At 53.5% G+C, this 14,544-nt stretch carries 8 protein-coding genes, 3 pseudogenes and 1 other annotated feature; of the genes and pseudogenes, 9 read left to right on the plus strand and 2 right to left on the minus strand.

What is annotated here, in order from left to right; all coding sequences use genetic code 11:
- Positions 1-175 precede the first annotated feature (175 nt).
- From JCM12539_RS01865 to JCM12539_RS01875, 3 genes are all read left to right on the plus strand, one after another.
- The gene (locus JCM12539_RS01865) at positions 176-1,435 is read left to right on the plus strand and encodes a replication initiation factor domain-containing protein (protein ID WP_369396038.1); all 1,260 of its coding nucleotides are present in this window, start codon (positions 176-178) and stop codon (positions 1,433-1,435) included.
- Between the two features lie 104 nt (positions 1,436-1,539).
- Positions 1,540-1,737, plus strand: a complete 198-nt coding sequence (locus tag JCM12539_RS01870) for a helix-turn-helix domain-containing protein (protein ID WP_225350180.1) — start codon at positions 1,540-1,542, stop codon at positions 1,735-1,737.
- A gap of 236 nt (positions 1,738-1,973) precedes the next feature.
- A complete protein-coding gene (locus JCM12539_RS01875) occupies positions 1,974-2,792 on the plus strand; it encodes a tyrosine-type recombinase/integrase (RefSeq protein WP_225350181.1) in 819 nt (272 codons plus the stop codon).
- A gap of 158 nt (positions 2,793-2,950) precedes the next feature.
- Here JCM12539_RS01875 and rpsD read toward each other — a convergent pair.
- Together rpsD and JCM12539_RS01885 are read right to left on the minus strand one after the other, a co-directional pair.
- Positions 2,951-3,561 (minus strand): annotated as a pseudogene (gene rpsD, locus JCM12539_RS01880) (30S ribosomal protein S4).
- A 170-nt stretch (positions 3,562-3,731) separates the two neighbouring features.
- Positions 3,732-4,214 (minus strand): free L-methionine (R)-S-oxide reductase MsrC, encoded by a 483-nt coding sequence (locus JCM12539_RS01885; protein ID WP_054648823.1) that lies wholly within the window; start codon positions 4,212-4,214, stop codon positions 3,732-3,734.
- 177 nt (positions 4,215-4,391) lie between these two features.
- Here JCM12539_RS01885 and JCM12539_RS01895 point away from each other — a divergent pair.
- The 6 genes and pseudogenes from JCM12539_RS01895 to JCM12539_RS01920 all read left to right on the plus strand — a co-directional run bounded on the left by JCM12539_RS01895 (position 4,392) and on the right by JCM12539_RS01920 (position 14,292).
- Positions 4,392-6,094, plus strand: a pseudogene (locus JCM12539_RS01895) (septation ring formation regulator EzrA).
- 143 nt (positions 6,095-6,237) lie between these two features.
- Positions 6,238-7,392 (plus strand): cysteine desulfurase family protein, encoded by a 1,155-nt coding sequence (locus tag JCM12539_RS01900; RefSeq protein WP_054648830.1) that lies wholly within the window; start codon positions 6,238-6,240, stop codon positions 7,390-7,392.
- Between the two features lie 26 nt (positions 7,393-7,418).
- Positions 7,419-8,642 (plus strand): tRNA uracil 4-sulfurtransferase ThiI, encoded by a 1,224-nt coding sequence (gene thiI / locus JCM12539_RS01905; RefSeq protein WP_054648832.1) that lies wholly within the window; start codon positions 7,419-7,421, stop codon positions 8,640-8,642.
- 516 nt (positions 8,643-9,158) lie between these two features.
- Positions 9,159-9,365 (plus strand) — a binding site (T-box leader).
- Positions 9,366-9,461: 96 nt separating this feature from the next.
- Entirely contained in the window at positions 9,462-12,122 is a 2,661-nt protein-coding gene (locus JCM12539_RS01910) for a valine--tRNA ligase (protein ID WP_054648833.1), read from the plus strand.
- Between the two features lie 226 nt (positions 12,123-12,348).
- Positions 12,349-12,943, plus strand: a pseudogene (locus JCM12539_RS01915) (DNA alkylation repair protein).
- A gap of 53 nt (positions 12,944-12,996) precedes the next feature.
- The gene (locus JCM12539_RS01920) at positions 12,997-14,292 is read left to right on the plus strand and encodes a bifunctional folylpolyglutamate synthase/dihydrofolate synthase (protein ID WP_054648835.1); all 1,296 of its coding nucleotides are present in this window, start codon (positions 12,997-12,999) and stop codon (positions 14,290-14,292) included.
- Positions 14,293-14,544 lie beyond the last annotated feature (252 nt).

Below are 14,544 nucleotides of genomic sequence, written 5' to 3' on the forward strand. Positions count from 1 at the left end.
CCGCCGCTACGCGCGGCGTGCAGCGCGAAAGCCGCAAGCGTGAGCGGCGGCGGTCGGCGTAGCCGGCCGCCTAGACCCCCGTTTACTAACAGGGGGGTCGTAAATGACACCTATCAACCTGATTTCCCGGTAGAAACGTTGATAGATCGCAAGAGCCAATGACTGGACAATTCCGGTGATTGTCTGGAAGCAAGACAAATTAGGAGGTAGACGATTGGGATATTGGAGCGATTCAGTCCGGCGACGACGCAAGGAACTGAATTTGACACAACTACAATTATGCAAGCGACTAGGCATTACACAGCGCCATTTGAGCCGGATTGAAAATGGTGAATCTTGTAGTGGTGGCTTACAGATGCATATCGACAAACTGCTAAATAACTGGACTGATGAGCCAGAACTGCAAATGATGATTGATTATGTACGAATCAGATTCCCAACGAATGATATCAAGCGGATTGTTCGCGAGTTCTTGCGGCTAAATGAAGATTTGGTCGGATATGATGACAGAGCCGCTTTTGGTTACGTGTACACAGTGTCGCTTGGTCAAATCAAGGTGTACGGATCAACGCCGGATACCAAGCTCGGTACCCTAGTGGAGCTACGTGGCCAAGGGTGCCGACAAATGGAGAGCATTTTGCTCGGCCGTGGAGAAACCTGGTACGACTTCCTAGACCAAGCACTCGATCGAGGCGGCGTTATCAAGCGCTTGGACTTGGCAGTGAACGATATGGCAAACCTACTGGACATTCCCAACCTGATTCAGAAAATTCGGGCTAACGAGTGCATATCTGTCATGCGTGAATATCAAGGAATCGTTTCGGGTCACATTTTCCATGAAGATGACGAAGACATTGACGATGAGGTCGGCACAACATTGTATATAGGCTCCACCAAAAGCGAGTTGTACTTCTGCCTTTACGAAAAGGCAGCCGAGCAGCATAAGAAAGGGCTGACCACTCAGATTCGTAACCGGTTCGAGGTACGCTTGAAGAATGATCGCGCAGCTAAGGCCGTTGAAGATTTGCTTTGCTATCGCGATGAGGAAAAGACAATCTTTGGTATCATCACACGGTATCTGCGGTTTGTCGACGCGCGGCCGGGTAGCCCTCGATTAAAGTGGCCCACCAACAAGAACTGGGAACGATTCGTCGGGCATGATCGTCAGCCACTTCGGTTGACGATGGCGCCTGTGCCTTTGGATCTGAACCGCACGCGGGCTTGGATCGACAAGCAGGTCGCTCCGATGCAACGTGTGCTGCATGAAATTGACGCTTATTGGGGGAACCAGGAAACGATGAATGCGATTCGGCATGCACCCTTAACTGATAAGCACCGGCAGTTGATTGATCAGTACACAGTTGGTGCCGAGCAGCTTGAGAATGGTTTGTTCAAGGAAGCAACACCTGAAAGTGAGCAATCAAAAAAAGGATGACCACGCCGACCAAAGCAAGTAGTCACCCTTCACAGATAAGATATGGGTCCTATCTGGTTTGATTATCTCACACAAACTCTATTCGTAGAAGGAGTGAGATTGAAATGGAATATCCAAACGCTATGCAACTCCCGTATTTGCTGAACCGACAACAGGCCGCTGACTTTCTCGGCGTTGATCCAGTGACGTTTGATAAAGTCTTTCGGCGGCACCGCGACTTCCGGTGTTTCATGATCGGTAAGCAGGCTCGCTTTACCATCGAAGAATTGACCAGTTTCGTGCGCGAGCATCTGGTCGATTAAGTTGTAGTTGTCGTCCAGACAAATTGGATGCTAAGCTGGACCTAAGTATTTACGGGGCCAGCTTAGTTTATTTAGGAGGTAAACGAGCATGGCTTCATTTATGAAACGTGGAAAAAGTATTTTGACGCAAGTCGCATTCACGAAGAAAGGAAAGACCTATCGACTGTCAAAGTCGTTTTCGAATAAGCAAGACGCCAGATCTGGCGCATACGCTGGAGATGAAGAAGGCTGGTGGCGTGGACTTAGTTGATCGTCAAACGCCGATGATGGATTACTATGACTACTGGCTTGAATTTGCCAAGAAAGGAGAGTTGAAGGAAACGTCTTACCTGTCATATCACCGGATTGGTAAGACCTTCCGCAAGCTATTTGAGGAGGTAAGGTTGTGCGATGTGACCGATACTTACTTGCAGACAATGCTCGATGAGTACGGGAAGACCCACGCGCAGAAGACGGTGAGTGATATGATTCGACCGCTGCGTTCCATGCTCAAATACGCTTTCGCGCATGGGTTGTTGGTCAATGACATTTCCAGCCTGATCAAGGCACACGGGAAGGCGTCAGAGAAACGGAACGTGCCGCTATCGATCACCGATATGAAGACGTTGAAGCAATACTGCTTTGAACATGCCGCCGAGGACGAGTTCTGCGTCATGGTGTTGGTGGCGTTGCTGACCGGATTGCGCCGAGGCGAGTGCCTGGGGCTGCGGCCGGAAGCATTATATGACGAGCAAGGTGACTGTGGCATTCACGTTAACCAGCAGCGAAGTCCTTGGGTGAAGAACGATACTACCTTGAAGACCAAAAAGGCGTATCGAACGGTATCATTGCCTCGTGAGCTATATGATCTCCTCAAGCAGGTCAAACCAAAGGCTGACGGCTACATCTTTGAGACATACGGATTCCGGGTTGCGCTACGATTGGAGCCGCTATTGAAAGAGGCAAAAGTCAGTCATACGACCTTCCATGGTTTGCGCGACACGTTCGCTTCATTTTTATTCAGCCAAGATATTGATTTGGCCTATGTTTCGGCGCATCTAGGCACGCGAGCTTGAGTATCACACAAGACTATTACATCTCGTTAATGCCCGAAAAAAAACACGCCCAGAATGGGCGTGCAATGGATTTGCTATCCGAGTTGTAAATTCTGCAACAATCTGCAACAGTAGAAGTCCGGTAAACGTTGCGGTAACGACGTTTGCGAGGCTGAATATTACAGCAACTGGTTGTAGTATTCAACGACGAGGGCTTCGTCGATTTCTGGTTCGAGTTCTTCACGCTGTGGCAGGCGAGTCAGCTTACCTGACTTCTTGTCTTCATCGAATTCTACGTATGCCGGACGGGCAACAGTAGCTTCGATTGCGGCATTAACAACAACCAGGTTCTGGGAACGTTCGCGCAGGCTGATTTCCTGACCAGGCTGTACTTCGTAAGAAGGAATGTCAACGCGCTTGCCATCAACCAAGATGTGGCCGTGGTTTACCAACTGACGAGCCTGAGGCGGGTAGTAGCCAAGCCCAGACGGAAAACAACGTTGTCCAAACGCTGTTCCAGCAAGATCATGAGGTTATCACCATGGGTACCCTCAGTAATCTTACCGGCACGAACGAACAAGTTACGGAATTGGCGTTCGTTCAGACCGTACATCAAACGTAACTTCTGCTTTTCACGCAGTTGTGTACCGTATTCAGAAATCTTCCGACGGCTGTTAGGACCGTGGTCACCAGGTGCATAGGGGCGACGTGCGAGTTCCTTACCAGTACCGGAAAGGGATAGACCCAGACGGCGTGAAACCTTCCAGGTAGGGCCAGTATAACGAGACATATTAATAGTCCTCCAAAAAATTTTATTGGAGTAAAATAAAGGTTCGTGGGTTTAACACACGGGCAGTTGACCCTAGGGTTTCGCCATTGCAGCGCGGTTACTTCCCAAGTAGATCCTTAGTCAACTGGAGCCGACCATGCCGCCCACAGCTGCATTATTTTACACGCATGCTAGCATACCGCAGCAAGTGCCTCAATGTCAAGGTGCGCGGCGAGTTGCGTGGCGAAGTCCACCAGCACTTTTTGGTCGTTTTGGCTGAAACGGTCCAGGCTTGGGGAGTCGATGTCGAGGATGGCAACAGTCTGACCGTTAACGGTGATGGGTACGACGACTTCCGAGTTGCTAGCGGCATCGCAGGCAATGTGGCCGGCAAAGGCGTGCACGTCCGGCACAATCATGCTGTCCCCGCTGGCAAAGGCGGTGCCCACAACACCTTTGCCTGGCTCAATGTGCATACAAGCAACCTTGCCCTGGAAAGGACCGAGGTCGAGTTGCTTGCTAGCGCGATTGAATAGGTAGAAACCAACCCAGTTAACGTCGGTGAGTGAATCGTTTAACAATGCCGCGGCGTTCGCGAGGTTGGTGATGGGATTATGCTCATCCGTAAGCAGTGCGTCGACCTGAGCAACAACGATTGGGTCTAATTGGGACATAAAATTGCCTTCTTTCAGTAGTAATTTGCAAATAGGGGTTCTAACTTGCGCCGGTTTTTGGGATACTGGACAATAGGAATCAGTACATACAAATACCATTTCTTTATTAACGGTATTGTAGCCGCCAACGGTGTAAAATGCAATCGTAGCGGTATTCGATTAAGAGGGTGACACGGAATGTTGTGGATAGTGTTGACGGTCGTGGTCCTACTGGTGGCCGCGTTAATCGTGGCGTTAGTGCTCAAAGGGCGCTACACCAAGCAAATTAGTGAGCTGGACGCGCGGTCTGCGGATTTGGCGAATGCAGATATTGAGCAGACCATTCATGTCCTGAAGGGTGCCCACTTAGGCGGTGAGAGTCTCAAAACCCTCACCCGGCTGGAGCGCGAGTACCAACAGGCTAGCGAGGGACCGGGGGCCGAGGTCGAGGCCATTTTGCTGGACCTGGAGACCGCCAATGCCCAGTTCCGCTTTGCCGCGGTGCGCGAGCAGTTGCAGGACGCCCGGGCGAAGCTAGATGTGGTGGCGAAAAAGTATGAGCAGGTGGACGCGGAGTTGCAGCGTCTGCAAGCGGCCCAGGCGGCCAACCAGCACTTGCTCGACCAGCTTCAAGAAACCTACCAGAACGCACGCAAGGATCTTCTGGCCAAAAACTTTGCTTATGGGAGTGCCATGGCGCCTTCGAGCAAGAGTTGGCCGATTTAGCTACGGAATTTGCTAACGTCGAGGAAATCACGGCGGCTGGTGACCACCAGGCGGCAGCCGTAGCACTTAAAGACCTCAAGCAAAGTGTCGGGCAGTTGGCTGATAACGTTGCCGCGGTACCGCCGCTAGTGACAAACCTGGTCAAGGTCTTCCCGGAGCAGTTGGATGAGATTCAGACGTCTTACCAGTCGTTAACTAAGCATAACTTCCACTTTCCCGATATTGATATTCCCGCGCAGATTGAGCAGGTTCAGGAACAGATGGCGGCCAGCGATAAGGCAATCGCGGCGATGGATTTGGTTCAGGCCCAATCGGATAACCAAGCCGCGGCGGACGCAATCGACAGCATGTACGCCGCGATGGAACGGGAAATGACGGCTCGGCGGACGGTTGAGCGTGACGAGGCCATGGTGAGTCGCTTTATTGTGCATGCACAGCGGCAGAACCACGCCTTAATTGTTGAGCTGGACCACTTGAACCAAAGTTACACCCTGAATAACGGTGAACTACAGGAAGCTAAGGACCTCCGCGAGGAATTAGTGACGTTAGACCGACAACACCAGGCGGACGTCCAAGCGGTTGATGACCATACAGCCGTGTTCTCCGCTGTCGCCGATCACCTCAACGCCGCTACAACAAGGTTACGGGCAATTGAGGAGCGTCAGGTAGCGATTAACGCGGCGGTTTCGAAATTAAAGGATGGCGAGAAGTCCGCTAACTTAGCGTTGAAGGCGCAGGTGACGGCCATGCGCGCGGTACAACGGTCACTGGACCAACTCCAACTGCCAGGGTTACCGGAAAGCTATACGGACCGGCTACACCACGTGCAATCAGAAATTGATACCATCGCCACGGCACTAGATCAGATTAAAATTGACTTGGATGACATTAACCAGCAACTCGTTGGTTTGGCTAGCGACGTCAGTGACCTCGAAGATGAGGGACGTGCACTAGTGGACGCGGTGGGGATGACTGCCCAGTTGTTGCAGGCAGCCAACCGCTACCGTGATGAACACCCAGAGGTAGCGGATGCGGCCCGCAAGAGTCGGGCGTTGTACAACGAGTACCGCTATCAAGAAGCGGCTGATAACTTGGCCACGGCTTTGGAAGAGGCCGTCCCGGGTAGCTATAAGCGCGTTGAGGACGCCTACCTCGATAGCAAGGACAACGTTTGATGATATTAACGCAACAGGAAGGCGGAGCAGTCGGCTCCGCCTTTTAGATGAAATCAGGTTGGCACCGGGTGTACCTTTGCCTAGTTTGAAAAACCTGTTATAATGCGGTACGACATTACTTATTTTTTGGAAGGACATACGCGATGATATATTTCGATAATAGTGCAACGACAAAGCCACTCGACAGTGTGTTGGACACCTACCGGACGGTGGCCACAGACTTCTTTGGCAATCCCAGCTCGCTCCACAACCTGGGGGATCAGGCCCGGGCAGTGGTTGATCAATCGCGGGCACAAATTGCACAACTGATTCACGCGCAGCCAGAGGAAATCTACTTTACCAGCGGTGGTACCGAAGGCGATAACTGGATTATTAAGGGTACGGCCATGGCGAAGCGCCAATTTGGCAAGCACCTGATTACCACCCAAATTGAGCACCCGGCCGTGCGTAACAGCATGCTACAACTAGAAAAGCTGGGCTTTGACGTGACGTATTTGCCGGTCGACAGCCGCGGATTTGTGAGTGTTGACGCCGTACGGAACGCCATCCGGCCCGATACCATCCTGGTTTCGGTCATGGCGGTGAATAACGAGGTCGGCAGCATTCAGCCAATCGATGCCATCGGCGACCTGCTGGAGGACTACCCGACCATTCACTACCACGTGGACGCGGTGCAGTCCGTGGGCAAAGGTGTGCTGGACAAGGTGCGCCACCCACGGATCGATTTCCTGACGTTTTCGGGACACAAGTTCCACGCGCCCCGCGGTACAGGGTTCATCTTTGCCAAGTCGGGCCGTATGATTGACCCGTTGATGGCGGGCGGTGGTCAAGAACGTGACTGGCGTAGTGGGACGGAAAACACGCCGGGTATTGCGGCGATGGCGAAGGCCTTGCGCGTATGCCTAGCGGACGAAGAGACCAACGTAGCGCGTGAGCAGGCCATTCGGACCGAAATCGCTAATTACGTCAACCAACAGGATGACGTGACGTTGTTCAGCCAGCTAGACGATGGCTACGCGCCGCACATTTTGACCTTCGCCATTGCGGGTGTCCGCGGCGAGACCATTGTGCACGCCTTTGAACATGAAGGCATTTTTATGTCGACGACGAGTGCTTGTTCGAGCCGGTCGGGGGCCGAGAGTAGTACGCTGAAGGCCATGCGCGTCCCGGATGCCCTGGCTACCAGCGCCATTCGGATTAGTCTCGACGAGGAGAACACGATGGCGGAGGCACAGGCCTTTGAACGCGCATTCGACAAGGTACACGCGGAGTTTCAGAAGCTTGCTCCGGCCAAGTAGTCATTCAACCAAAGAGGATACGATTTATGGAATATAGCGAAATTATGGTTCGTTACGGCGAACTCTCTACGAAGGGTAAGAACCGGCGGGCATTTATTGGCCGGCTACAGGGTAACATCGTGAAGGCGTTGCACCAGTATGTTGACCAGCTGACGATTCGCCCCAAGCGTGACCGTCTGCACATCGAGTTGAACGGTACCGACGCCGAGCCGATTATGGACGTGCTCAGCCACGTCTTTGGTATTCAAACGTTCTCGCCATCAATTAAGGTGGACAAAGACGACCTGGATCACGTGAAGCAGGTGGCCCTGGAGCTCGTTAACGCAACGGTGCCAGCCGGTAGCACGTTTAAAGTCCAAACTAAGCGGGCCGACAAGCAATTCCCACTGGATACTTACGGCATGGACCGGGAGATGGGGGACTTTTTGACTGATGCCCGCCCAGATTTGCAGGTACAGATGAAGCGTCCGGACGCGACTTTGCGTGTGGAGGTGCGGGTCGACGGCATTTACCTGTCGACGGAAACCATTCAGGGTGCCGGTGGATTACCAGTCGGGACGGCGGGCCACGCGACGATGATGCTGAGCGGGGGAATTGATTCACCCGTGGCGGCGTACTTAGCGTTGAAGCGTGGCGTTGACATTGAGATGGTGCATTTCTTCAGCCCGCCGTACACTAGTGAAAATGCGTTGAATAAGGCCAAGCAGTTAACGGCCAAGTTGACACCGTACGTTGGCCGCATCAACTTTATTCAGGTGCCATTCACACACATTCAGGAAGAAATTAAGGCCAAAGTTCCGGAAGGCTACCTGATGACGATTCAACGCCGTTTGATGTTACGGTTGACCGAGGCAATTTCGGAGCAGCGGGGTGACTTGGCAATCTTCAACGGTGAGTCGGTGGGCCAGGTTGCGAGCCAGACGTTGTCGTCGATGGCCGCAATTAACGACGTCACAACGATGCCAATTGTGCGGCCGGTCGCAACGATGGACAAAACGGAAATCATTGCGCAGGCAGAGAATATCGACACGTACGAACTGTCCATCATGCCGTTCGAGGATTGCTGTACCATCTTTGCACCGCCATCACCAAAGACGCAGCCGAAGATGGACAAGGCGCGCTATTACGAGACTTTCATCGACGTTGACGCGTTGATGAAGGAGGCGTTGGATGGCATCGAGGTCACGGAAATCAAAGTCGGCGACGAGTACATGAACCAGCAGCAAGACATCATTGCGGAGTTGCTGTAAACGTAACGGTCGTCGGTTAGTGGTGCGGTAGGAAGAGTTGATTGCACCAATGTGAATGTTATCAACTACAGCGGACGTCCAGACAGTACGCCCTTTTCTTAACGGTTCATGCTGTTTTTTTGTATAGACTAGCGATATTGCTCAAACGGATTCCGTGGGCAAGGTCTGTGCTGAAGTGTTGACAACAGTAGTGTGAGGCCGCGTCAGTTGGACCGGGGAGCGGAGGCGTGTGGGGTCGGAATGGTAACCACTGCCAGGGGGGACCGCCGTAGGAACGCAGTGACGTACAGCGCGACGAGTTCGGAAACTGACCGGTGGTTTTCCGGGCAGGTTCCGAATCGCGGCGGAAACACGCCCGCACTTGGCGGGTTGGAGCCTTCGCCCTAGCAGTGGTTACCATGGAGCACCCCACGTAAGCCGCAGCTCCCCGGCCCGACCGACGCTGCCGTTCGCTAAAAAGCCATCCTTTTACAGTCGCCAACCGTTGACCGTTCACCGGCTATCGGCTATACTGTAGCCAATACGTTGAGCAAGAGGGTTAACAGCGCCGGCTTCACAGAGACGCAACGGTGAGTGCAAGTTGCGACCGGGTTGTTAATTGTAGCTTGTGAGTGCCGTCCTGAACTAGCAGTAAGGATGGTCGGCTACGGCCGTTATCCGTACTGAGTGGGTTGCCGCAGGGCGACCAATTTAGGTGGCACCGCGAGTAGACTCGTCCTAATACGTTAGGATGGGTCTTTTTTTGTTTTCGCGGAGCACAGTCACGGCGACAGTCACTTTTTTTGCACTAACGAAAACACTTTTTATGGGGGAATCAGCATGACGGAACACAAATTAGCACCAAAGTACGATCCCAAGTCCGTTGAAAACGGCCGCTACCAGCAATGGGTCGAATCGGGTGTCTTTAAACCAAGTGGCAACCAAAAGGCCAAGCCATACACTATCGTTATCCCACCGCCAAACGTAACGGGTAAGCTGCACATGGGGCACGCTTGGGACACGACTTTGCAGGACATGATTATTCGCCAGAAGCGGATGCAGGGCTTCGACACCCTCTACCTGCCAGGGATGGACCACGCGGGTATCGCTACCCAGGCCAAAGTTGAGGCCAAACTGCGTGAGCAGGGGATTAGTCGCTACGATCTCGGCCGGGACAAGTTTGTTGAGAAGGTCTGGGAGTGGAAGGATGAATTTAGCAAGATTATCCGCAACCAGTGGGGCAAAATGGGCCTGTCACTCGACTACGACCGCGAACGGTTCACCCTGGACGAGGGGCTGTCTCAAGCCGTGCGCAAAGTGTTCGTCGATCTGTACAACCAAGGCTTAATCTACCGTGGCGAGTACATCGTTAACTGGGACCCGCAAGCCCGGACCGCGCTGTCCGACATCGAGGTTATTCACCAGGACGACGAGGGTGCCTTTTACCATATGATCTACAAGTTTGCTGACGGTACGCCGGGCGGCATCGAAATTGCGACGACGCGGCCTGAAACCATGTTTGGTGATACCGCGGTGGCCGTGAACCGCCACGATCCGCGCTATGAGAAGGTTATTGGTAAGAAGGTCATTGTCCCTGGCGTTGGTCGGGAAATCCCGATTATCGCTGATGAGCACGCCGACATGAACTTTGGGACTGGTGCCGTTAAAATTACGCCCGCCCACGACCCTAACGACTTCCAGGTCGGCCTGCGCCACAACCTAGAACGCATCAACTGTATGAATGATGACGGCACGATGAACGACGAGGCTGGTAAGTATGCAGGCATGGACCGGTTTGATTGCCGCAAGGCCCTGGTAAAGGACCTGCAGGCTTCCGGTGACTTAATTCAGATTGAACCAATCGTGCACTCGGTTGGGCACTCTGAACGTACCGGTGTGCAGGTGGAAGCCCGCCTGTCGACCCAGTGGTTTGTGAAGATGAAGCCACTAGCCGAGAAGCTGCTGGACAACCAGAAGACGGACAACAAAGTCGACTTTGTGCCTGGCCGCTTTGAACACACACTCACTAACTGGATGGAAAACATCCATGACTGGGTTATTTCCCGTCAACTTTGGTGGGGACACCGGATTCCGGCCTGGTTTAACAAGGAAACCGGAGCCATGTACGTGGGGATGGAAGCACCAGAAGACGCTGAAAACTGGGAACAGGATCCCGACGTTCTGGATACCTGGTTTAGCTCCGCGCTCTGGCCGTTCTCCACGCTGGGCTGGCCGGACACGGATGCGGCTGATTACAAGCGCTACTACCCGACCAACACGTTGGTAACTGGCTATGATATCATTCCGTTCTGGGTTGCCCGCATGATGTTCCAGGGGCTACACTTTACCGACCAACGTCCTTTTGAGCACGTGTTGATTCACGGGTTGATGCGTGACGAGCAGGGCCGCAAGATGAGTAAGTCTTTGGGCAACGGGATTGATCCCATTGACGTCATTGATAAGTACGGGACCGACGCACTGCGCTGGTTCCTGGCCAACGGGACGACTCCTGGGCAGGACGCCCGCTTTAGTTACACGCAGCTGGATTCGGCCTGGAACTTCATCAACAAGATTTGGAACGTTTCGCGTTACATCATGATGAACCTGGATGCTGACCAGGCCCCCGCCCACAAGCCCGACCCAGCGAAGTTCGATTTGGCCGATAAGTGGATCTTTGCTGAGTTGAACCGGACGGTTGCCAGTGTAACCGCCAAGTTCGATAAGTTTGAGTTTGGTGAAGCTGGCCGTGACCTGTACAATTTTATTTGGGGCGAATTTGCGGACTGGTACATCGAAATCAGTAAGGCTACGCTGACTGGCGACGATGAGGTGGCCAAAGCCGAGAAGCGCAACAACCTGTTGTACGTCCTGGACCAGATTCTGCGGTTGCTCCACCCAATCATGCCGTTCGTTACTGAAAAGCTGTGGTTGAACATGCCACATGAAGGTGATTCAATCGTGACGGCGGCCTACCCGGTCACGCACGCCGAGTTCGATAACGATGAAGCCGCTGCGGAAATGACGAACGTGCTCGACTTGATCCGGGCCGTCCGGAAGATTCGTAACGACGTGAACGCCCCATTGAGCACGCCAATTGACGTGATTATTTCGCTGAACGACAACCAACTCGAAAATGCGTTTACTTCAAACCGCGAAGTGTTGGATCGGTTCCTGCACACCAAGACGCTGGAAATTCTGGCTGACGGGGTGGAGGTCAAAGAGGCGCAGAAATCGGCGTCCGCCGTTATGGCCGGTGCCACCGTCTACGTGCCCTTGGCTGAGTTAGTCGACTTTGACAAGGAAACTGCCCGGTTGAACAAAACCCTCGCTAAACTTGATGGTGAGATTACGCGGATTGATAAGAAGTTGGGTAACCCCGGCTTCACCAAGAACGCACCTGCAGAAGTCATCGAGGAACAGAAGCAAAAGCGTGCTGGCTTCGTCGCTGAGCAGGCAGCTGCTCAGGAACGTCTGGCACAGCTGGATGCTGCACAAAACTAATTAATGGTTCCGTAATATTGTGTGTTAGGCGATAGGGCCGCACGCACCGCTCATGGAGGGCGGCGCGTGCGGCCCTATTAGCGTGCGCCAATAATTGTATTTTGGTCACTACGGTTAACGTCGTGGGTGGGTAACATGGTAAAATTAACTTAACGGTAGTGGATGTGAAGGGGGAAAAGTAGTGGTCGATTTTAACTTTGTGCCGAACGTCACTAATCAGGCGGCGATGGCTAAGTATATGCTCAACCAGTTTCCCTTTGCGGGTTTGAAGACACCCGAGCGCAAACTCCAGTCGCGGCTGTTGCTTCTGTCTAGCCGTGGCTGGTCGGTGCCCACGGTCATTCAAACCGTTAATGATTTGTATGCCCGTGATGAACGCGAATATCAGTACCTGGCAATCGATTTGGCGCGGAAGCACGCGCGCCAATATGAATTAGCGACTTGGTGGCACTGGGTCCACTAGTCATGCGCAAAAGCTGGTGGGATTCCGTCGATGCGTGGCGGCCACTATTTGGCGACTATGTGCGGCTGTATCCGCAGACGCTGGCAGATGTGTTCGGCATCTTTGCGGAGCACGATAATTTTTGGATGCGGCGGGTCGCCATTACCCTACAACTGGCCAGCAAAGATGCTACGGATACCGCGCTGTTAACCCGGGCCATTGAGTACGACATCGATACGGACGAGTTCTTTATCCAGAAGGCCGTTGGGTGGGCGCTACGGCAATACAGTAAGACGGATTCAGCTGGGTACGGCAGTTCATGACTGATCATTCACAACTCAGCACGCTTGCGGTACGTGAGGGCAGTAAGTACTTGTGAAGCCCAGCGCGAGCAAACAGTGTTGGTAGCGATAATGAGGAGGAAAAAGGAATATGTTTACAGATTATGCGGGCGCGTTGGCGTTTATTCATGACTTACCCCGGATCACCAAAACGGCGGACCACACAAACCTGTTGAAGGTCCTCGCAGCACTCAATCATCCGGAGCAGCATGGTCATTATATCCACGTTACCGGGACCAACGGTAAGGGCTCGACGACCAACATGATTGCCAGTATCCTCCAGCAAAGCGGCCTGACGGTGGGGATGTTCACGTCCCCATTCATCAACCGCTTTAACGAGCGTATTCAAATTGACCGGACTCCCATTAGCGACGATGAGTTACTCAACCTGGCCCAACAAGTTGCTGGTATATACACAGAACTGCGGGCTCAGGATAGCGACTTTGTTTTGAAGGAGTTTGAATTTGTGACCGCCATGGGGTTCGCGGCGTTTGCCCAGCATAACGTGGACGTAGCGGTCATTGAGGTTGGCATCGGGGGTACGCACGACGCGACCACGGTGATCAAGCCGGATGTGGCCGTCATTACCAACGTGGCTTTGGACCATACGCGGATTTTGGGCCATACCATTGGCGCCATCGCGACCGAAAAGGCGGGGATTATCACCCCTGGAAGTTCGACGGTGACGGCGGACTTGGTTGCGGACGCGTTGGGCCCGGTGCGTAAGCAGGCTGCGGCGGTTGAAAGTCCGCTGGCTACGCTGGGCGACGCCTTTGCGGTTAGCGGGGTGCATTACCGGAATGGTGGCACCGTGTTTAAGTACCAGGACGGGGATGGCAGTATGGCCGGCCTGTGGGTCCCGATGGCCGGTGATTACCAGGCACACAACGCGGCTGTGGCCGTGCGGGCGGCGAAAACCTACGCCCGATTGCAAAGTTGGCCAGTAACGGCTTTGGAAATTAAGCGGGGATTGAAGGCGGCAGTCGTGCCAGCACGTATGGAAGTGATTAGCACGGACCCGACCGTGGTGCTTGATGGTGCCCATAATCCTGACGGTATGCGCAACGCGTTGGGTGCGGTCAAACTTTTTGGTGGTGCCGGCGACGTGGTCATTATTGCGGGCATTCTGCACGATAAGGATCTGGACACCATGATGGGGCAGCTGGCCAAGACGGATTGGCCCGTAGTGTACGTGCCGGTACCGGACAACCCACGTGCGGCCAGCATTGACGAGTACAAAGCGGTCGAGGAGGACGCCATGGTGGCGGCTAGTTGGCAGGACGCCCTGGCCACCATCTTGGCCGGTGACGCAAGTCGCACGGTGGTGATTATGGGCTCGTTGTACTTAGTGAGTGATGTCCGCCAAACTTTGTTAGGTACTAAGTAGTTTTGTGTCACCCCCTTGCGAAATATCTTTGCGAGGGGGTGTTTTGGTGGAACAAAACGAACGTATTATTGCTATGCCGACTGCGGCCAACTTGCTGGGGGACCGCGAGTTGGTGACGGCTGCCGTCCACGTAGCGGGTGCGGCCGACGCTACGCGAGCCGTCCAGTCGGTATTGCAACATTATCCGGATTTGGAGCAATTAGCCGCAGCGACGGTGAACGAGGTAGCCGCATTACCGGGATTGAGTAGCAC

This window comes from Lacticaseibacillus pantheris DSM 15945 = JCM 12539 = NBRC 106106, assembly GCF_001311175.1.
Lineage (GTDB): Bacteria > Bacillota > Bacilli > Lactobacillales > Lactobacillaceae > Lacticaseibacillus > Lacticaseibacillus pantheris.

Bases quoted from the DNA above. Each gene is read 5' to 3' on its own strand.
- JCM12539_RS01920 (WP_054648835.1), top strand. From the start codon at position 12,997: ATGTTTACAGATTATGCGGGCGCGTTGGCGTTTATTCATGACTTACCC.
- JCM12539_RS01870 (WP_225350180.1), top strand. From the start codon at position 1,540: ATGGAATATCCAAACGCTATGCAACTCCCGTATTTGCTGAACCGACAA.
- JCM12539_RS01885 (WP_054648823.1), bottom strand. From the start codon at position 4,214: ATGTCCCAATTAGACCCAATCGTTGTTGCTCAGGTCGACGCACTGCTT.
- thiI (WP_054648832.1), top strand. From the start codon at position 7,419: ATGGAATATAGCGAAATTATGGTTCGTTACGGCGAACTCTCTACGAAG.
- JCM12539_RS01900 (WP_054648830.1), top strand. From the start codon at position 6,238: ATGATATATTTCGATAATAGTGCAACGACAAAGCCACTCGACAGTGTG.
- JCM12539_RS01910 (WP_054648833.1), top strand. From the start codon at position 9,462: ATGACGGAACACAAATTAGCACCAAAGTACGATCCCAAGTCCGTTGAA.